General features: G+C 53.3%; 10 protein-coding genes and 8 pseudogenes. 1 reads left to right on the plus strand and 17 read right to left on the minus strand.

The window, feature by feature from the left end; translation table 11 throughout:
* Nucleotides 1–252: 252 nt before the first annotated feature.
* A pseudogene (locus DWZ16_RS01990) lies at nt 253–1,116 on the plus strand (ATP-binding protein); the annotation flags it as partial.
* Between the two features lie 72 nt (nt 1,117–1,188).
* Here the strand turns inward: DWZ16_RS01990 and DWZ16_RS01995 are convergent.
* From DWZ16_RS01995 to trxA, 17 genes and pseudogenes are all read right to left on the minus strand, one after another.
* A pseudogene (locus DWZ16_RS01995) lies at nt 1,189–1,350 on the minus strand (CD1845 family protein); the annotation flags it as partial.
* A pseudogene (locus DWZ16_RS02000) lies at nt 1,344–1,637 on the minus strand (AAA family ATPase); the annotation flags it as partial. The pseudogenes DWZ16_RS01995 and DWZ16_RS02000, both read right to left, overlap by 7 nt.
* A 632-nt stretch (nt 1,638–2,269) precedes the next feature.
* On the minus strand, nt 2,270–3,481 hold the full coding sequence (locus DWZ16_RS02015) for a tyrosine-type recombinase/integrase (protein ID WP_118522210.1): 1,212 nt from the start codon (nt 3,479–3,481) through the stop codon (nt 2,270–2,272).
* A 147-nt stretch (nt 3,482–3,628) separates the two neighbouring features.
* Nucleotides 3,629–4,837: a tyrosine-type recombinase/integrase gene (locus tag DWZ16_RS02025; RefSeq protein ID WP_118522211.1), complete on the minus strand. Its 1,209-nt coding sequence runs from the start codon at nt 4,835–4,837 to the stop codon at nt 3,629–3,631.
* 71 nt (nt 4,838–4,908) lie between these two features.
* Nucleotides 4,909–5,139 carry a hypothetical protein gene (locus DWZ16_RS02030; protein ID WP_002576363.1) on the minus strand — a complete coding sequence of 77 codons (231 nt, stop codon included), beginning with the start codon at nt 5,137–5,139 and terminating at the stop codon, nt 4,909–4,911.
* The gene (locus DWZ16_RS02035) at nt 5,132–5,554 is read right to left on the minus strand and encodes a type II toxin-antitoxin system PemK/MazF family toxin (RefSeq protein WP_117484750.1); all 423 of its coding nucleotides are present in this window, start codon (nt 5,552–5,554) and stop codon (nt 5,132–5,134) included. Before DWZ16_RS02035 ends, DWZ16_RS02030 begins: the two co-directional genes overlap by 8 nt.
* Nucleotides 5,555–6,707: 1,153 nt before the next feature.
* Nucleotides 6,708–7,636 (minus strand): annotated as a pseudogene (gene trxB / locus DWZ16_RS02050) (thioredoxin-disulfide reductase).
* A gap of 14 nt (nt 7,637–7,650) precedes the next feature.
* A pseudogene (locus DWZ16_RS16460) lies at nt 7,651–7,973 on the minus strand (thioredoxin domain-containing protein).
* Between the two features lie 161 nt (nt 7,974–8,134).
* Nucleotides 8,135–9,315: pseudogene (locus DWZ16_RS02060) on the minus strand (MBL fold metallo-hydrolase).
* 37 nt (nt 9,316–9,352) lie between these two features.
* Nucleotides 9,353–10,396 (minus strand): ribonucleotide-diphosphate reductase subunit beta, encoded by a 1,044-nt coding sequence (locus tag DWZ16_RS02065; protein ID WP_098924544.1) that lies wholly within the window; start codon nt 10,394–10,396, stop codon nt 9,353–9,355.
* A gap of 10 nt (nt 10,397–10,406) precedes the next feature.
* Nucleotides 10,407–12,924: pseudogene (locus DWZ16_RS02070) on the minus strand (ribonucleoside-diphosphate reductase subunit alpha).
* 170 nt (nt 12,925–13,094) lie between these two features.
* Entirely contained in the window at nt 13,095–14,300 is a 1,206-nt protein-coding gene (locus tag DWZ16_RS02075) for an FprA family A-type flavoprotein (RefSeq protein WP_118522212.1), read from the minus strand.
* A 22-nt stretch (nt 14,301–14,322) separates the two neighbouring features.
* Nucleotides 14,323–16,235, minus strand: a pseudogene (locus DWZ16_RS16465) (acyl-CoA dehydrogenase family protein).
* A 22-nt stretch (nt 16,236–16,257) separates the two neighbouring features.
* Nucleotides 16,258–16,689: an RrF2 family transcriptional regulator gene (locus tag DWZ16_RS02085; protein ID WP_118522213.1), complete on the minus strand. Its 432-nt coding sequence runs from the start codon at nt 16,687–16,689 to the stop codon at nt 16,258–16,260.
* 342 nt (nt 16,690–17,031) lie between these two features.
* A complete protein-coding gene (locus DWZ16_RS02090; RefSeq protein ID WP_118522214.1) occupies nt 17,032–17,703 on the minus strand; it encodes a GTP pyrophosphokinase family protein in 672 nt (223 codons plus the stop codon).
* Nucleotides 17,700–19,394 (minus strand): FAD-dependent oxidoreductase, encoded by a 1,695-nt coding sequence (locus DWZ16_RS02095; protein WP_118522215.1) that lies wholly within the window; start codon nt 19,392–19,394, stop codon nt 17,700–17,702. The genes DWZ16_RS02090 and DWZ16_RS02095 overlap by 4 nt, the downstream gene beginning before the upstream one ends.
* Complete coding sequence (gene trxA / locus DWZ16_RS02100) at nt 19,391–19,711, minus strand: thioredoxin (RefSeq protein ID WP_118522216.1); 321 nt, start codon at nt 19,709–19,711, stop codon at nt 19,391–19,393. Before trxA ends, DWZ16_RS02095 begins: the two co-directional genes overlap by 4 nt.
* Nucleotide 19,712: the final 1 nt, after the last annotated feature.

Genomic DNA, 19,712 nt, shown 5'->3' on the forward strand with positions numbered 1-19,712 from the left:
CAGAATCATTATCACTTTCGTCCATGTTAAATATTCCTCCTCTCAAATAGTATTGTAGTACAGTATAACAAAAAGACCTAACATAATCAATTCGAAAAAAGTAAAAGTGTGTTAAATTTATGTAAAACATAAAATCCGATTATTTTTAATTTCTTTGGGAGATTCAATTTTCTTTATCATCACTTAACATCATTTTAAAGTAAAAAGCAAGCCATTTTCAGACTTGCTTTCCACCATATCATCTTCCTTATTGATGGACTCCTGACCAATGCCGGAAAACTCATGACCGATCAGCTCACGGTTTATAACTCCCGTATGTTCTGTACCCGGTGGAATGGCTTGGAAAAAGGCTCTATCTTTGATGATGCGCTGGACGATAAAGAATACGAGGGAAATTTGATTTATTTACTGAACAGCGGCAGTGAATTTATTCGCAATAATTCCAAAGTCCGTTTTGTCAAAAAGGCACAGTATCGTGTAGACAAGCCGGATTATGCTGAACGAGCTGTGACAGAGGCTCTTGTTAATGCGCTTATCCATCGTGATTATATTGTGCTTGGCAGCGAAATCCATATTGATATGTTTGATGATCGGGTGGAAATCACATCTCCGGGCGGTATGTTTGGCGACGGCTCAATTCAGGAATACGATATTTACAGTATCCGTTCCATGCGACGAAACCCTGTGATTGCTGACCTGTTCCACCGCATGAAGTATATGGAACGCCGTGGAAGTGGCATACGCAAAATCGTCAGTGAAACCGAAAAGCTGCCTGGATACACAGAGGCATATAAGCCCGAATTTTTCTCAACAGCGACAGATTTCAGAGTCATCTTGAAAAATGTAAACTACAACATGTGCGGTGCTTCCGTACATGTTGCCGCACATGATGGCGCACATGATACATCTGTGATCAGCAAGCAAAACTTGCTATTGGAATTTTGTGCAGATCCTAAAAGTCGAGATGAAATGCAAGCATATATTGATGTTTCCAGCCGTTCTCACTTCAGCAAATATTACCTCAAGCCTTTATTATCTTCTGGTAAACTTGAAATGATGTTTCCAGACAAACCCAAAAGCAAAAACCAGAAATACACTACCGTTCATTCCAAATAACCCAGAAGCAGGGCATTGGGTCTCATCTCCCATTGTCCTGCTTCTTTTCATTCCAGATTATATTCACATCATTTACCCATACATCCAATCCTGGATCGCAAATTTCAAATCCTGCGCCTTACCCAACAGCCAGATCGCCGCCAGCGGCAATCCCATCGGGCTAATCAAAAAAGCTATAACCAGCAAAATCGCACCATTCTGCGAGGAATAGGTAATAAGCACAGCCACGCCAACTGGATGTCCGCAGGCATCAGGTCTACACCCTCTGGGTGGTGCAGGATACCCTCGCCGGGACGAAGCGGCTCATCCATCAGGATACGCCCCATAGCGTCCGACAGCGTAAAGGGCAGCTTGTCCGGCTGGGGATGGCCCAGGCTGATTGTCAGGCTCCCTTGCGGGTCCCCGTCGATCAGCAGGACTTTCTTTCCGGCCTGCGCCAGCCCGATTCCCAAGTTGGCACAGGTCGTTGTCTTGCCAACGCCGCCTTTCTGGTTGGCAATGGCAATGATTTGCGTGTTCATTGACTTCACCTCATTTCTAATTGTTGCTATTGCTTCTGGAAATAGAAAAAGCCGCCACTTCAAAATCATAAAGTGACGGCCCTTTCTAATGCAGGAATCTTTTTCCCTGAAATGAAAAAAGCACCCAGTTATTTGTTACTGAGTGCCTGCATTAGAATCGTATTTAATTGTTCAGATTTGGTCAGATTATGCCAAACTCTCCGGCGAAAAATTTGGTGTCTGAGAGTGCCAAAATTGCCCTCAAAAATACCCCCGAAATTGCTCTCTGGTTGTCCTATTTTTTAACCACTAAGGCCGTTTTTTGACCCCATTTTTGGCGGTTGTCCTATATTTAACCACTAAAAATTGGGTGAAAACGGCTCTCGTTTTGCCAAATTTGGTCAAACTATATCAGCCCATTTAGGTATAAGAAAACCCCGGAAAACCTTGATTTTCCGGGGTTTTTGAACCATTTTGATATAGTCTGAGCAGTCGATTATCGCTTGCTGAACTGCGGAGCGCGACGAGCTGCTTTGAGACCGTATTCACCTGACCTTGATCCCAAAAGTCCAGTATTCATGCGTTTTTTCGGGCTTCCCTCTCTCAGTAAACCCATAGGTAAACCCACGAAATCGCGAGATTTTTGGTGCCGTTTAACGCAGCCCGAATGCTGCATTCACAACGCTGCTTAATTTCTCAGGTTTATTATACTTAACTTTCGCATAGATGTCCATAGTCGTTTTGCTGTTCTCATGGCCTGCCAAATACTGCACCGTCTTTGGATCAACACCTTTGTAAATCAGATTGGTGATGTAGGTGTGCCGCAGCATGTGCGGAGTCACCTTGAAGTCCATCGTATACACCAGCTTGGGATTGTTCGGCTGATGCTCACCAAGCCTTGGCTTTATTCTATGCTTGATGGACTGCCCATTTACATAGGTGTAATAACAGCGTTCTGCGGTGGAACGGACTGTTATGTACTTCCAGACCCTCACAAACTGTGCTTCCGTCAAAACAGTTCCCTTTGAATTGGAGATCACATATTCCGATTCTGATTTTTCCCTTGCTTCCTTGAGACAGGCTACCAGGCATTTGGGAATCGGAACATCTCGCTTCGCTGCCGGAGTCTTCAAAAGTGTGTTGACCACCGGCTCACCGCCTTCCACATGCCATGCACGCCTTACAGAAATGTACGGCGTTTTTTCATCCAGGAATACGCAGTCCCATTTCAATCCAAGAATCTCTTCTCTACGCAATCCCGCGTACAAGCCGATCATTACGAAAACATACGGTGGTAGCTCACGAATGCTATCCAGCAAAATGGCAGTCTGTTCATCCGTCAAAGCTTCGCGCCGTTTCGCAGGCTTTCCTCCTCTTGCGCAAATCGTTTTGGATGGATTCTCTTTGATCACCTTGCTCTCTTCTGCCGAATTAAAAATGTTCTTAATCAGCATATTAAGCTGACCATACATTCCGGAAGAACCTTTTGATAGCGGAACCATCAGCAGCCGCAGGTCATCTGTGGTCACCTCATCCATATACATCTGTCCAATTGGACCCACGATGTACCGATTCACCATCCGCTCGTATCCCTCCAACGTATTGGTTCTTACCGTTCCAGACCGCATCAGCAGCCATTTTTCGCAGTACTCTTCCACGGTCGGATTCTCTCTGTGGAAAACCACTTCTGCAATTTTCTTCTGGGCATCTTCCACCCGGTCATACAATTCTTCGCGTGTCAGCCCATAGATTGCCACTCTCTTTCCGTCTGCATCTGTAATTCGGGTACGATAATACTGTACCCCTTTCATCATCACTGTTCCGTATTCCGGAAGTTCAGCAGGACGCTTTTTTCCTTTAGCCATGTGTTCTCCTCCTCGTCTATCTTCATATATTGCGTGTTGTCACTTTTATTATCATGGCGTACACCACTTCCTTCAAGGATGTCGAATGTATGTAAAAAGGGCAGGGATTTTTGACCATCCCTGCCCTAAGTTTTTTCTGATTTACTCTTAATCCCACGATGCAAAAGCATCTTCCAGCACTCCTGCGAGCTGCTCTGGGCGATTGTATTTCACCTTGGCGTAAATATCCATGGTGATCTTGCTGCTTTCATGACCGGCAAGATACTGAACTGTCTTCGGATCAACCGAAGCATGAATCAGATTCGTAATATAGGTGTGCCGCAGCTGATGCGGAGTCACCTCAAAGTCCAGACTGTAAACCACATTTCCATTGTGTGCCGCCTTTTGCCCCAGAACCGGCTTCACCGTATGCTTTACCCTCTTGCCATCTTCATAGCGATAATAGCAGCGTTCCTTGGTGGTACGGGTTACGATATACTGCCATAATCTCTTGAATTGCGTATAGGACAACGGGTCTCCATCCCGGTTTGCAACCACATAATCCGATGTCGATGTATTCTTCGCCTCTTTCAGACATTCCAGAAGATTGTCCGGCAGAGGGACATTCCGATGCGCTGCCTTTGTTTTCAGCTCTGTCAGAATCACCGGACGATTATGCTCCGTATGCCAGGCTCTCCGAACGGTAAGGTACGGAGCCTCGCAATCAAGATACACCGAATCCCATTGAAGTCCGAGGATTTCTTCTCTCCGCAATCCTGCGTACAGCCCCAGCATTACAAACACATACGGCGGCAAGCCGTAAATGGCATCCAGCAGCTTATCCACCTGCTCATCCGTAAGCGGGAGGCGTTCCTTCTGGGGAATTCCTCCCACATTCTTCTTCAGATAGATGGTCGGATTCTCATCAATGATCTTGCTCTCCATTGCTGCCGTAAAAATACACTTATATATAACGCTCACCGATTTGTACACGGATGCCGACTTTTTTGATGCCGCCAGCAGTGCCAGGCGAATGTCATCTGCTGTTACATCTCCCATATGCATATCGCCCAATGGCTTAATGATGTAGTTCTTCACTTTCGATGTATAGTCAATCAGCGTTGTCATCCTGATCTGTGCCGACTGCATCAGCAACCATTTCTCGCAATACTCCTCCACTGTAGGTGTACTGCGGCGATACGTCTTGTTCTCAATCTGCTGGATCGCTTCCTGTTCCTTCTGGTACAGTTCCTCTCTCGTTCTTGCATATAAGGAAACCCGCCGCCCCTGCTGATCTGTTACACGGGTTCGATAATACTGCGTTCCCTTCATACTCACCGTACCATAATCGGGAATCATCATTCTTCTTGCCGCCATATCATTACCTCCAATTCTGTTGTTGCTTTCATTATTGCGGATTCATCGTCCATACTCAACGATGTCGATTTTCACCGCCGAAAGCTTCGAGGTTTGCGATATGTCGCAGCACGTTCCATCGGTTTTGCACGGTGTGTACATTTTGCAATGTACTCCTGAATCCCCACTTCCGTGAAATAAACGCAGCCGTTTTCCACATACTGAACATAGGAGATCAAACCGTCTGTTCTTGCAGCATCCAGTGTTTTTACGCTGATTCCCAGTATACTGGCTGCTTCCTTCCTTGTAATCAGTTTATCCATCGCCTTCTTCGCCTTCCTTTCGGCATTTGCCCTGTCTTTTTTTCTCTGCCTGTTCCGGAATGTAATAACCAAGCTGAATCCTTACAGCTTCGTCAATCCCACGCATCTGCCCCTTACTTACCCGCCCAAGATAGCGAATCACGCATATCTTGTCGCAGGTGTCGAGCTGTTCTGCCAATACCATAGACGGTTTTGCCAGTCCCTTTGCTTTACGGAGAAAGAAATGCGTTGGCTGCTTTCGCTTCTTCTCAATTTTCGATGTCAGCGGAGCAATCGTGATTGTCGGCGCATAATAATTACCGGCATCATTCTGAAGAACCACAACAGGACGAACACCGCCCTGCTTTGATCCAACCGGAACACCGAGATTGGCGAGATATAAATCACCTCGCCGATAAACCCAGTTTTCTTTCATTTTCTGTTGTCTCCAATCTCCATACACTGATATGGATAAAGCCTGCCAGGTATCATGCTGATACAGCACCCAGCAGTGCTTTCTGAAAATATGGTTTCTCTGTACTTTTTCTTATCACCCCAGAGATGTAGGATTTCTCACAGGCGGCAGTGTGCTTCACTGCTCCATTGGAATTTAACCATCCCGCCTTCCTTATGGCCGGACCGCGAATTACGGAAGTATCATTGTCCCTGTCTGGCTTTAGCACCGCCGCCGGTTGCAATCCGGCATTTGCTTCTGCGAAACCGCTATCGCCCCGATGGGCTTCATGGCGTGCAGTCGAAGGCTCGACCAAACAGGAATGTACCTGAAGAATGAGTATTCAGTTTTCAAGGGACATCCGGACTTTCGTCCTTACAAAGTAAGTTTAACAAGAATCCTCCGGTTTCGCGTTGGCCTCGTAGGCGCACTTTGGTTGTCCTTGCAGGACTACATATGGTTTGTTTTGATTTTTTCAGTGTCCTATGCAGTCGGATTGGGGCAAAAAAAAATACCTCGTTGGTTTCCCAACGAGGCATCGAAGACGATTCTATCCTGTTTTCTGTAAACTGGTACCCGTTTATCTCCTGGTGACCATTTGAGTCACGGCTAATGTATCAAAAAAGCAACGCTCATCTCAGCAAATCAGACAATCTGTATTCTCCTTTGGGGGTATTTGCTGTTCTGCGATACTCTTTTATGGCTTTCACCAAGAGCTGAGGATTACTGAAATACTGCTTCACAAAATCATACGACTTCACATCATGCATCCGAAGATTTGTTTTACAAAATTCGCTTGTTTTTTTCCAGAACGCTTAAACTGCTCATATGCTTTACTCAATCGAAATTCCTCTCTGCGAGAATCCAAAATCCGTATCACAGAAATCTGCTCATCGAATCCTTTCCGTAAGTACTATGCATAAAAGCACAGCCGCAGAGTACATCTGTGGCTGTGTTTTGTGTTCAGTTGCTCACTGTTGCGTGGACTGGATATGGAGAGACAACATATCTCCCGATCTTACATGGGTGATCTTATCTGCCATCACTCTGGCAGTTTTCCTTGCAGATATGTCGGCATCCCCACTGCGGTCGTATCCGGCCTGACCTTAAACATGGCTTTTTCAATCTACCTTCCTTATCGGTTTTCCGCGATATATTTCTCCGCCATGTGGACTGCCACCGCGCCGTCCGCCACGGCGGTGACCACCTGACGGAGGGGCTTCGTCCGCACGTCGCCCACGGCGTAAACGCCGGGAATACTGGTTTCCGTGGTCTCTCCGGCCACGATATAGCCGCCGCCGTCCAGCGCCAGTTGACCCACCGCCAGCGCCGTGGCGGGCTGTCGGCCCACGCTGACAAATACGCCGTCGCAGTCCACCACGCTTTCCTCACCGGTGACGGTGTCCCGCAGGCGTACGCCGGTCAGCCTGTCCCCGGAAAGCAGCGCGGAAACGGTGCTGTTCCAGCGGAATTCCACATTTTCGGCCTGTTCCAGTGGCTCGTGATAGATCTTGGTGGCCCGCAGGGTGTCTCTGCGGTGGACGAGGATCACCTTTTTCGCCACGCGGCTGAGAAGGAGGGCATCTGCCGCGGCGGAATTGCCGCCGCCCACCACGACCACCGTTTTGTCCTTGTAAAACATCCCATCGCAGGCGGCGCAGTAGGCCACGCCCCGGCCCAACAGCTCCGTCTCTCCGGCAACGCCCAGCGTCTGGGGTCTGCGCCGGTGGCCAGCACCACGGTTTTCCCCCGGAAGATCCCCTCGCTGGTCTCCACGAGCTTGGGAACCGCCGTCAGATCCATGCGGAGAACTTCCGCGTATTCGCTGCGTGCCCCAAAACGCTCCGCCTGCTTTTCCATCTTCTCCGCCAGAGAGAAGCCGTCGATCCCGTTCTCAAAGCCGGGGTAGTTGTCGATCTGCTCGGTCAGGGCCATCTGCCCGCCAGCAGACAGCTTTTCCAGCACGACGGTGTCCAGCCCCGCCCGGGCCGCGTACAGGGCGGCGGTGTAGCCGCCCGGGCCGCCGCCCACCACGAGCATATCATAAACATGATTGTTGTTCATATCTGAATCCTCCGTTATTTCGCCAAGGCTTCCTGAATGAAGCGGTCGATCTCTGCTTTTGAGCCGGGCGCGGTGATGGAATCCACGGCCTTTCCGTTCCGGTACAGCACCAGAGTTGGGATGACCTCGATCCCCTCGGCCCCCGCCAGCCGCGGCTCCTCGTCAATATTGATCTTGCTGACAACGAGGCTGTCCGCGTATTCCTCTCCAATCTTCTCATACGCAGGGCCGATCCTCCGGCAATAGCCGCACCAGGCGCCCAGAAATCCACCAAAACGGGCTTTTCGCCCCGGGTCGCCTGCTCAAACTGCTCCTGATTCATATTCATAGCTGCCATATCTGTCAGCTCCTTTCTTTTGTTTGGGTATTCTCAAGACTCCGTTCTCGCCCCACACCACATCGTGACCTCAACCTGAGATGACGGTACTCTGCCCTTGGGACATAAAGCAGATGAGTAAGACCATCATCTGTACGAGAATAGCTGCGGTTTGTTGCAGCTTATTCCGCGCAGAGCTCCGCCACAAGAGCGTCCATCTGCGCTTCGCTGGTTTGGTTCAGTGCGCCGCGCAGCGATACCTCCGTTTCACACAGTCGGAGTTCCTTCATCTTTTCCAACTCGGCGCGCATCAGCCGCGCGGCAGCAGGGGCCCATGAGCCGTTTTCCATGAGGCCGATCCGGCGGTTTCGGAATCCCTTTGTCTGTAAATGATCCAAAAAGGCCTTCATGGGCGGGAACAGTCCTCCGTCATAAGTGGAGCAGGCCAACACCAGTTTCCCGCAGTAGAACGCACTGGCAACAGCGTAGGAAAGATCTGTCACAGTGAGATCACATATGCTGACCTGCACGCCTTTTTTCTCTAATTTACCCTTGAGGGTCTTCGCCGCATGGGCAGTATTTCCATGGATGGATGCGTGGGCAATCAGTATGCTCTCCGATTCTTCTGGTTCCCATTGTGACCAGAGATCATAGAGCCGCAGACACTCCTCCAGCCCTTCTGTAAGCACGGGACCATGGAGCGGGCAGATCGTTTGGATCTCCAGCGCGGAGGTCTTTTTCAGCAGAGCCTGCACCTGTGCGCCATATTTCCCGATAATATTGTAATAATACCGTCGGGCCTGCGGCACCCAGGGGGCACGGGCAGTCCGTTCCAGTGAGCCAAAGCGTCCGAAGCATCCGCCGAGAACAGGATTTTTTCCGTTTCCTCATACGCCGTCATCACCTCCGGCCAGTGTACCATCGGTGCCAGCAGGAAGCGCAGCCGGTGTGAGCCCAGAGAGATCGTGCTGCCCTCGCCAACCTCCAGCATACGGTCTTCCGACAATGCACCCGTGCCAAAGAACTGCTTGATCAGGGTAAATGTTTTCGCGTTTCCCACGATCTTCATCTCCGGGTACTCTTGCGCTATCCGCATGAGGCTGCCGGAATGATCCGGCTCCATGTGTGTGACCACAAGATAATCGGGGTTGCGCCCCCCCAACACCTGCGCTACATTGGAAAGCCATTCCTCCGCCGCCCGTGCGTCCACGCTGTCCATCACGGCGATTTTCTCGTCCAGAATGACATAGGAGTTGTAGCTCACTCCCATAGGCTGGACGAGGTACTGGTTTTCAAAGAGTGTCAATGTGTTATCATCCACCCCTACATAGCGGATGGCATCTGTTACCGTTCGGATATCCATATAAAAAATACCTCCTATTCTGATGCCTTTGGTTTTCTTATAAATCGTCTATCAGTGCGGTGCTCTTGGCGTAGGCGGTACTGCGTGCCTCAAAGAAATCGGTCTTGACCATATTGGCGTCAGCGTACTGGCTGACCCATTCCATGCTCTCCGGTTCGCTCTCAAAGCCCGGATACAATGCCGGATAGCCAAGGCTCGTCCAGCGAAGATTGCCGAGATAGCGGATGTAATCGCTAATCATCTGCCGGTTCAACCCCGGGATGTCGTCGCCGATCACATAATGCCCCCATGCGATCTCCTGCTCCACGCCCTCACGCATCATCTCGCGCAGCGCTTGTACGCTCTCGGCGGTGAACAACTCCGGCTGCTCTTTTTGCAGCTCCGTGATGATATTGCGGAACAGCCACAAGTGCGTGTTCTCGTCGCGGTTTATATAGCGGATCTCCTGCGCCGAGCCGGGCATCTTCCCGTTTCGGGAGAGATTGTAGAAGAACATAAAGCCGCTGTAAAAATAGATGCCCTCCAAAATATAGTTCGCCATCATCACGCGCAGCAGCGTGGGAGCGTCCTTCCGCTCCTGAAACTCGTTGTAGCAGTCCCCAATGAAGGTGTTGCGGCGCAGCAGATGCTCGTCCGTTTTCCATTGGTAGAGGATGTCATTGCGCTCCACGGGGGAACAGATGGTGTCGAGCATATAGCTGTAGCTCTGTGAGTGGACACACTCCTGAAACGCCTGAATGGACAGGCAGAGATTGACCTCGTTGGCTGTAATGTAGGCGCCGATATTAGGCAGGTTCGCTGTCTGAATGGAATCCAAAAAGACAAGAAAACTCAGAATTTTATCGTAGGCGCTGCGCTCGGCTGACAGCAGGCGGGGATAGTCCTTCACATCCTGCGAGAGATTGATCTCCTCAGGGATCCAAAAGTTGTTCATGGCCTGCCGGTACCAGTCGCTGACCCAAGCGTACTTCATATTGTTGAAGTCGTTGAGGTTGGTGGTATTGCCGCCGATCATGCGCCGCAGGCGCACATCAGGGTCGCCCTCCGGGTTAAAGAGGGGCTTTTTCTTCAGTTCCATCATGCTATCCTCCTTATGACGAGCAGCTTTCACAGGCCTCGACCTCAAGGGCCTTGCTGCGGACATAATAAATGGTCTTGACGCCGGCCCTCCACGCCTCCAAATACAGTCTGAGCACCTGACGCATGGAATAGTCGTTGGTGATATAGAGATTCATGCTCTGCGCCTGGTCAATATGTCTCTGGCGAAAGCCCGCGGCGCGTACCGACCAGCTTTGGTCGATCAGATGCGCCGCCTTATAGTACCACCATGTATCCATAGAAAGCTCCGGAGCAACGCGGGGCAGCATGCTGCCCTTTTTTTCCTCTAAAAAGAATTTCTTCATAATTGGATCGATGCCCGCCGACGTGCCGGAGAGGATGGATGTGCTGGAAGTGGGTGCGACAGCCAGCAGATAGGCGTTGCGCATTCCCTGCACCGCCACCGTTTCCGCAAGCGCCCGCCACTTTTCTGAGGTATAACCTCGCTTTTCAAAATACGCGCCTGTCTGCCAGTCGCTGCCCTCAAAGAGCGCATAGCGGCCCTTTTCCCGTGCCAGTGCTGTGTCCGCCTTGACGGCGGCGTAGTTGATATGCTCGAATACCGCATCGGTGAAGGCAAGGTGCTCATCGCTCTCCCATCGGATGCCGCGCTTTGCCAGCATGTGGTGGTAGCCGCTGACGCCCAGGCCGATGCTGCGGTACTTCTGATTGGTAAGCCGCGCGTATTCCAACGGGTAGAAGTTGAGGTCGATCACATTATCCAGTGCGCGGATGGCCGTTTCCACCGTGCGTTCCATGATAGGCCTCGTCCTCCACCGCCAGATTACCGAGAGACAGACTCGCCAGGTTGCAGACCACAAACTCACCGGGGCGTGTGGCCGTCACCACCACTGTGTCGCCGTTCTCCGTGTGCACCTCAGTGCTGATATGCTCGATGGGCGCCATGTTCTGTGCGATCTCCGTGCAGAGATTGGAGCAATAGATCATTCCCGTGTGGCCGTTTGGGTTCATACGATTTACGCTGTCGCGGTTGAAGGCGAAGGGCGTGCCGGTCTCCACTGCCGAGCGAAGCACCAGCCGCACGATGTCCTTGACGGTGACGCTGCGCTTTTCGATGCGCGGGTCATTGACGCAGTCCAGATACCGCTTCTCCCATTCTGTACCCCAGTAATCCTCCAGTGCGTAGCCCTTGACCGTGAGGATCTCATGCGGACACATGAGATGCCACGGCGCGTCTATGTTCTCCTCCGCCAGTCGCCAGAAGAGATCCGGATAGCACACGGCGGGAAACACATCATGCGCCTTCATGCGGTCATCGCCGTTGTTGGTGCGCAGTTGAAGGAATTCAGGCAGATCCCGGTGCCATGCGTCTAAGTAAACCGCCGCAGCGCCCTGCCGCATCCCCAACTGATCCACCGCCACGGCGGTGTCGTTGACCAACCGGATCCAGCGGATAACACCGCCCGCCGCCCCTTGAAAGCCGCGGATGGTGCTGCCTGCAGCGCGCACCTTACCGAAGTACATCCCCATTCCACCGCCAAATTTAGAGACCTTTGCGAAGTTGTCCAGCGAGCGGTAGATGCCGTCCAGACTGTCCGGCACAGTGTCCACAAAGCAGCTTGAAAGCTGATGGTAGGGCTTTCGTGCGTTGGACATGGTAGGTGTCGCCATCGTGACCTCCATACGGCTGAGCATATCGTAAAAGCGTTTTACCCACCCCATGCGGTCAGAGCTTTCGTTCATAGCAAGATGCAGCGCGATACCCAAAAACATCTCCTGCGGTGTTTCCAGCGGCACGCGGCTGCGTGACTGGATCACATAGCGTTTGAGCAGCAGGTCAAGGCCGGAGTAGGTGAACAACTCGTCCCGTTCCGGGCAGAGAAAGTCCTCCGCCATAGCGATCTCCTCGTGGGTATAGTGGGCAAGAATATAGTCACCGTAGAGTCCCTTATCCGTCAGATAGCGAAGCCTGCCATAGAGGTCGCCGACGCCGCGCCCCTCCCATTCCTGTGCGTTGCGACAGCGAAAGGAGTGGTTCAGAAGCCGCGCCGCGATGAACTCCCACTTGGGTGCCTCTGCCGTAGTCAGCTCTACCGCTGCCTTGGTCAGTGCCTCAGCCCTCTCATCCTCCGTCATGCCCGGGCGACAGAAGCTCTCAAACTTCAATTGAAGCGCCGCGAGGGAGTAGATTTCCTCGGTAAAATCCATCTGGATACGGCGCAGCACCTCGTCAAGCGAGTTATCCCCCACCGTCTGCGCGATGGTATGCCGGACGCGGCGCAGCGCAGACCGCTTTTCGCGATAGAGGATGTACGCCTTGGCCACCTCATAGTGTCCGCGCTCCATGAGCGTCCGCTCCACCTCGTCCTGCACACGTTCCACGGTGAGCGGTACTGTGACGGAGAGATTGTCGAGAACGGCGGCGAGGATCTCCTCCAGTTCTCCGCCCCCAATCTCCCTTCCCTGTCCATCAAACGCTTTTTTCATGGCGTTGAAAATTTTCTCCTGTTGAAAAGGAACAGACTTCCCGTTTCGTTTTCTGATCTCCATTTCGATCCTCTCATCTTCTCCGGTCACTTCTCATGTCCTTTTGGGCAAAGAGCGGGCAAGCGCAGTATCACGCTTGCCCGCTCTATTTTTGAAAGCCGGTTTTTCTGCAGCCGACACGGCGGGGCTGTTTGTTGTCTGTTGTCTTGGTTTTGGCTTTCCTGCCAGTTACTTCATAGATTCCAGAATGCGTCCGCCAGTGCTTCCAGCTCAGTGCGCTTGTCCGTGCCCATGGACGAGGCGAGGCTGAGCCGCTCGTTGAGCACCGTCATGTTCTTAAGCTCATCGTTGACGAATTTCTGCATGAGGTCACCGGACTTCACCGCCCATGAGCCGTTTTCAATGATGGCAAAGGTGCGGTTTTGCAGATTCAGTGCCTTCATATCCATGAGGAAGTCATGCATGGCGGGGTAGATGCCGAGATTGTAGGTCACAGAGGCCAGGACAATGTGACTGTACTTAAACGCCTCGGAGATCAGCTGGGAGACATGAGTGGAGGACACATCGTACATCGCCACCTTGCTCATGCCCTTATCGCAGAGCGACGCCGCCAGCGCCTGCGCCGCGTTCTCCGTGTTGCCGTACATGGAGGCGTAGACGATGAGCACGCCCTGGGTCTCAGGGGCATAGCGGCTCCATGTGTCGTACTTTTCGATGAACCAGCCCAGATCCTTGCGCCACACGGGGCCGTGGAGCGGGCAGATGTACTTGATCTGATCCAAAACGCCGCCGGCCTTTTTCAGCAGGAGCTGGATGTGGGGGCCGTACTTGCCCACGATGTTGGTGAGATAGCGGCGGGCGTCGTCCAGCCAGTCCCGCTCGAAGTCCACCTCGTCGGCGAACAGCTTGCCGTCCAGCGCGCCGAAGGTGCCGAAGGCGTCGGCGGAAAAGAGGACGCCGTCGGTGACGTCGAGGGTCACCATGGCCTCCGGCCAGTGAACCATAGGCGCGCCCACAAAGGTGACGGTGTGCTTGCCAAAGGAGAAGGTGTCGCCCTCCTTCACCTCGATGCACTCATGTCCGTCCACATGGAAGCCGAACTGCCGCATGAGCATGAATGCCTTCTCGTTGGAGATCAGCTTCACCTTGGGATGGCGCAGCAGGATCTCCTCGATGCAGGCGGCGTGATCCGGCTCCAGATGGTTGACCAGCAGGTAGTCCAGCTCGCGGCCATCCAGCACATACGCCAGATTTTCCAAAAGCTGGCGGCAGGCAGACCAGTCCACCGTGTCAAAGAGCACCGTCTTTTCATCCAGCAGGCAGTAAGCGTTGTAGCTTACGCCCCGGGGAATGGGAAAGCAGTTTTCAAACAGGGCCAGGCGATGGTCGTTGGCGCCCACCCAGTAGAGGTCGTTTGTTACTTTACGCACGCAATACATCTTATCTTACCTCCTTCACGGCTCAAGCCTTTACAAATTGATCCTTCGTCTCCGCGCACTCCGGGCACACCCACTCGGCGGGAAGCTGCTCAAAGAGCGTACCCGGCGCGATCTCGCCGTCCTCGTCGCCCAACTCCGGCACATACTCGTAGCCGCAGCCGCTGCAGACGTAGCGGTCGCCGATGGGGGTGGGCTTCGGCGGTGTGGGCCGCTTCATCTTTACCATAGGCGGCGCGGGCAGCTTTTCGCCGCTATCCAGCGCAGCAGTGAGCAGGGGCAGGATCTCCTCCACATCGCCCACGATGCCGTAGTCGCAGTTCTTGAAGATAGGCGCGTTACCGTTCTTATTGATGGCCACGATGGTGGAGGCGTCCTTGATGCCCTTAAGGTGCTGGGATGCGCCGGAGATGCCACAGGCGATGTACAGATTGCCGGTGAACTTCTGACCGGACATACCCACATAGCGGTTCAGCGGCAGATATTTGAGAGTCTCCGCCACAGGGCGGGAAGAACCGATGGCCGCGCCGGCAGCCTTGGCCAGCGACTCTACCAGTTTCATGTTCTTTTTCTCCCCGATGCCCTTGCCCGCGGAGACCACCCGCTCCGCCTGCGGGATGGGCGTATCCATAGGGATGCCCACGGAGAAGTCGTGACCATCCTTCTTCAGTGCCGCTACAAGGTCGGCCACCTGCTGGGCAGCATCCCCCTCCCGGAAGATGGTCTTTTTGCGAATGCCGGTGATGGGCGCGGGTTTCTTAGCCGCCGAACGGCTCTCGCCGCCGGAGTTCTTGCCCAGCCTGCCCACCAAATGAGAGGCGATGACCACCCGCTGGATCTCGTTAGTGCCCTCGTAGATAGTGGTGATCTTGGCGTCGCGGTAGGCCCGTTCCACCTCCATGCCCTTGAGGAAGCCGCTGCCGCCGTGGATCTGCAAGGCATCGTTGGTGACCTCCAGCGCGATGTCCGAGGCGTACATCTTCGCCATGGCGGACTCCATGCCGTAAGGCGCGTGCTGCTCCTTCAGCTCCGCCGCGGAATAGATGAGGAACCGGGCGCAGCGCAGCTTGGTGGCCATATCCGCCAGCTTGAAGGCGATGCTCTGCTGGGCCGCGATGGGCTTGCCGAACTGGACGCGCTCCTTGGAATAGCTCAACGCGTGCTCAAACGCGCCTTGGGCGATGCCCAGCGCCTGCGCGGCGATGCCGATGCGTCCGCCGTCCAGCGTGGACATGGCAATCTTGAAGCCCTCGCCCTCCTTGCCCAATAGGTTTTCCTTGGGAACCTTCACGTCGTTGAAGATCAGCTCCGCCGTGGAGGAGGAGCGAATGCCCATCTTGTCATAGTGGTCGCCGAACTCAAAGCCCTTCCAGCCCTTCTCTACGATGAAAGCGGAGATGCCCCGGGTGCCGATGTCCGGCGTGGTGACAGCGAAAACCACATAGGTGTCCGCCTTAGGGGCGTTGGTAATGAAGATCTTGCCGCCGTTGAGGAGGTAGTAGTCCCCCTTATCCAGCGCCGTGGTCTCCGTGCCGCCGGCGTCGGATCCGGCGTTGGACTCCGTGAGGCCGAAGGCGCCGATCTTCTCGCCCTTGGCCAGCGGAACCAGATATTTCTTCTTCTGCTCCTCGGTGCCATAGGCGAAAATGGGCCATGAGCCGAGGGAGACGTGGGCGGAGAGGATTACGCCCGCGCCGCCGTCCACACGGGCCAGCTCCTCCACCGCGATGGCGTAGCTCAGGGCATCAAGACCGGCACCGCCGTACTCCTTGGGGTAGGGAATGCCCATCCAGCCCAGCTACCCAGCTTCTTGACAGCCTCCTCGGGAAACTCATTGTTCTGATCCATTAAAAATGCGAGGGGCTTGATCTCCTCCTCCGCAAAACTCCGGATCTTCGCGCGCAGCTCTTCGTGCGCCGCCGTGGTTTGAAACAGCATATGGGTACCTCCTCTTAAAATTTTACAGCTTGCTTGTATCTTGGGGATCGGATCCGCCGGTCAGCAGCCTGCGCAGGCTCACGGCACGGAACGCCTCATCCTGCTTTAGCTGCAAGGCCGCCAGCTGACAGTGGATGGCGCACCGCCCATGCTTGTCCTGCCAGCGGCATTCATATCCCGGCTCCATGCAGGCGCACAGGATGCCCCGCTCCCCCATGACCCCCATGAGATCGTAGAGGGAGGTCGCGTCCAGATCGCAGGACAGCGCGCAGCCGCCGAGGGCGCCGCGGCTCACCCGCACCAAATTGCCGGCGGAGAGCTTGCGCAGAATCTGGTAGGCAAACTGATTGGGGATCAATTCCGTTTCCGACATCTCGGCCACCGAATGCTTCTCCCCGTCCAGCAGCACCCGCAAAATGCGCAGTGCGTAGTCCGTCTCTTTGGTGATGATCATGCTCCACATCCTCTTTTCGCTTGCTTGTTAATGCCATCATATCAATCTTGATAAATTTTGTCAAGATAATTTCCAAAAAAATATATCGTTTTACACAGACCGCTCCAGCCCGGGTCAGCTTCGCTTTCCATTCAGCGAAAAGCCATGTTCCTTACAATATAGAAGCCGAAAAAGCTGTGCCGTGGCAGTCCGCCGAAAGCAGAAAAGACTATGCCTGAAAACCAGAAAGCGGAGAAATTGGTTGGGGCTCGCAGGGGTCGCCCACCCAAGGCGGATAAGGCGGTCCCTGGCAAGTCCAAGGCAAGCACCAAAGTGCGTGCTTTTCATTTTATATTCGACACATTATGTTATGATATGCAGTAAATGTTCCATCTTACCGTCCCATTCTCTGCTGGAATCGGCGCACTCTTTCAGTTCAGTTTCGACTTCAGCATTTATCGGCAAGTTTTTCTTATAGCGGATGGTATGCTCAAGGCTTGCCCAGAAGTCCATAGCGATTGTACGGAGTTGTATCTCCACCGGCACATGGATCACTTTTTCCGCAAAGAATACCGGCAGCCGGATCGTCAGGTGCAGACTGCGATAGCCATTTGGCTTAGGGTGTGAAATATAATCTTTCTCTGTGATGATTTCAATGTCAGACTGTTTTTTTAAGCACTTTGCCAAAAAGAACACATCCTCCTCGAAAGAGCAGATCACCCGCACACCGGCAATATCCATGATATTTGTCTGCATGGTCGGAAAATCCAGAGGAAGTCCGCGTTTCTGCATCTTATTCATAATGCTGGACGGCGACTTCAAGCGGCTTTTTATACTTTCTATCGGATTGCGATCATGCTGCAATGAAAACTCTTCGTTTAGAATTTCCAACCTGCTTTCAAGTGCTTTCAGCGCACATCGGTATTGCAGCATGACTTCCTGATACTTGCGATTTTCACTTAAAAGGCGCTGGCATTGCAGATCATCCAAGCCTTTATCTGCCGCAACCGTCAAACCAAATAAATTTTCACTCATAGCTTCTCCATTCCGCAGGGATAGGCGCTCCGCGCTGTCTGCTGCTCTTTTGTTACGACCTGATAAAAACTGTATCCGCCGGAGAGATGGGAACAATAGAAACCGTACTGCGTCAAAAGACGGCAGGCCAGATAACTGCGAAGCCCTGTCTGGCAATTCACATAGACAGGCTTGTCCCGGTCTAACTCGTCCAAATGCTCCCGCAGATCGTCCAAGGGAATGTTCCGAAAGCCGTCCAGATGCCCCCGCTGATACTCCCACGCCGTGCGGACGTCCAGCAGCGTCGCCCTGCCATCGCAGGGCAAGTCCTCAACCTCATTCCAATGGAACTGCCGCACCTTCCCGCTCTCCAAATCCTCGATCATAAATCCTGCCATGTTGACCGGGTCTTTGGCAGAGGAATAGGGCGGCGCATAGGAAAGGTCAAGCTCCGTCAGTTCCAAAGCTGTCATTTTTGCGCGAATGGCCGTTGCCAGTACATCAATGCGCTTGTCCACGCCCTCGCCGCCAACGATCTGCGCACCCAGCAGCCGCAGGCTTTCTTTTTCATACAGCACCTTCATTGCCATAGACTGTGCGCCGGGATAATAGGTAGCGTGGGATGCTGGGAAAAGTACGACTCTGTCGTAAGCAATCCCTGCTGCCTGCGCCGCCTTTTCATTGATCCCCGTAGAGGCAGCGGTCAAGCTAAACAATTTCAGAACAGACGAACCCTGAGAGCCGTGAAAGTGGCTGTTTCCGCCGCAGATGTTGTCGGCGGCAATGCGTCCCTGCTTGTTGGCAGGCCCCGCCAGCGAGATCAATGCTTTTTGGCCGGTCACGAAATGGGTGACCTCTACGGCATCGCCCACAGCGTAGATATCCGGCGCGGAGGTTTCCATCCGCTCGTTGACAGCGATGCTGCCCCGGATGCCCAGCTCAAGTCCGGCCTCTTTTGCCAGATGGGTGTCCGGCGTGACGCCGATGGCCAGCAGCACCATGTCGGAGCGCAGCGGCTCACTTTCCTCCAGCAGCGTCAGCACGGAATCTCCGTCCTGTCGGAATCCAGTGACGGTTTCATCCAACCGCAGAGCCACGCCGTGTCTGCGCATTTCCGCATGGACAAAGCTGGCCATATCCGCATCCAGCGGCGCTAATAGCTGCTTCAGACGCTGGACGATGGTAACCGAAACGCCCATCTCCACAAGGTTTTCCGCCATTTCCAGACCGATAAAGCCGCCGCCAGCCAAAACAGCGGTTTTCGGCTTCTGATCCTCTACAAAGCGTCGAATGCGGAGGGTGTCTTCCACAGTGCGCAGGGTAAAGACCCGCTCGCTGTCCACGCCGGAAAGCGCAGGAACCGTCGGCTTTGCGCCGGGGGCAAGAAGCAGTTTGTCATAGGTTTCCGTGTAGACCTTCCCGCTGTCCAGTGCGTGGACGGTGACGGTTTTCTCTGCGGGATTGATCGCAGTTACTTCCTGCCGTACCCGTACATCAATGCGAAAGCGGTCCCAGAAGCTCTCCGGAGTTTGCAACGTCAGTTCTTCTTGTTCTTTGATCACGCCGCCTACATAATACGGCAGACCGCAGTTGGCATAGGACACATAGCCGCTGCGCTCGATCATGATGATCTGCGCGTGTTCATCCAAACGGCGGATGCGTGCGGCGGAAGAAGCACCGCCCGCCACACCGCCTACGATTACAACTTTCATCTTGCGCCCTCCACCATTGCGGCAATCTCCGACTTAGGCCGATAGCCCACCGATTTGGCAACGGCCTTTCCATCCTTGAATACGACCAGCATCGGGATACTGGACACCTGAAAACGCATTGCCAGCTCCATCTGCTCGTCCACATTGACCTTGCCCACCTTGAGCGCACCGCTTTTTTCTTCGGCAAGCTCATGCAGTATGGGAGAGAGCAGTTTGCACGGTCCGCACCAGTCGGCGTAGAAATCCAGCAAAACGGGTTGGTCGGAACGCAGTACCTCGTTTTCAAAATTCGCAGCAGTAATTTTCAGTTCAGTCATG

Source organism: Clostridium sp. AF29-8BH, from assembly GCF_003478145.1.
Taxonomy (GTDB): Bacteria; Bacillota; Clostridia; order Lachnospirales; family Lachnospiraceae; genus Otoolea; species Otoolea fessa.

Bases quoted from the DNA above. Each gene is read 5' to 3' on its own strand.
- DWZ16_RS02015 (WP_118522210.1), bottom strand. From the start codon at position 3,481: ATGGCTAAAGGAAAAAAGCGTCCTGCTGAACTTCCGGAATACGGAACA.
- DWZ16_RS02025 (WP_118522211.1), bottom strand. From the start codon at position 4,837: ATGGCGGCAAGAAGAATGATGATTCCCGATTATGGTACGGTGAGTATG.
- DWZ16_RS02030 (WP_002576363.1), bottom strand. From the start codon at position 5,139: ATGGATAAACTGATTACAAGGAAGGAAGCAGCCAGTATACTGGGAATC.
- DWZ16_RS02035 (WP_117484750.1), bottom strand. From the start codon at position 5,554: ATGAAAGAAAACTGGGTTTATCGGCGAGGTGATTTATATCTCGCCAAT.
- DWZ16_RS02065 (WP_098924544.1), bottom strand. From the start codon at position 10,396: ATGATGGAACTGAAGAAAAAGCCCCTCTTTAACCCGGAGGGCGACCCT.
- DWZ16_RS02075 (WP_118522212.1), bottom strand. From the start codon at position 14,300: ATGTATTGCGTGCGTAAAGTAACAAACGACCTCTACTGGGTGGGCGCC.
- DWZ16_RS02085 (WP_118522213.1), bottom strand. From the start codon at position 16,689: ATGATCATCACCAAAGAGACGGACTACGCACTGCGCATTTTGCGGGTG.
- DWZ16_RS02090 (WP_118522214.1), bottom strand. From the start codon at position 17,703: ATGAGTGAAAATTTATTTGGTTTGACGGTTGCGGCAGATAAAGGCTTG.
- DWZ16_RS02095 (WP_118522215.1), bottom strand. From the start codon at position 19,394: ATGAAAGTTGTAATCGTAGGCGGTGTGGCGGGCGGTGCTTCTTCCGCC.
- trxA (WP_118522216.1), bottom strand. From the start codon at position 19,711: ATGACTGAACTGAAAATTACTGCTGCGAATTTTGAAAACGAGGTACTG.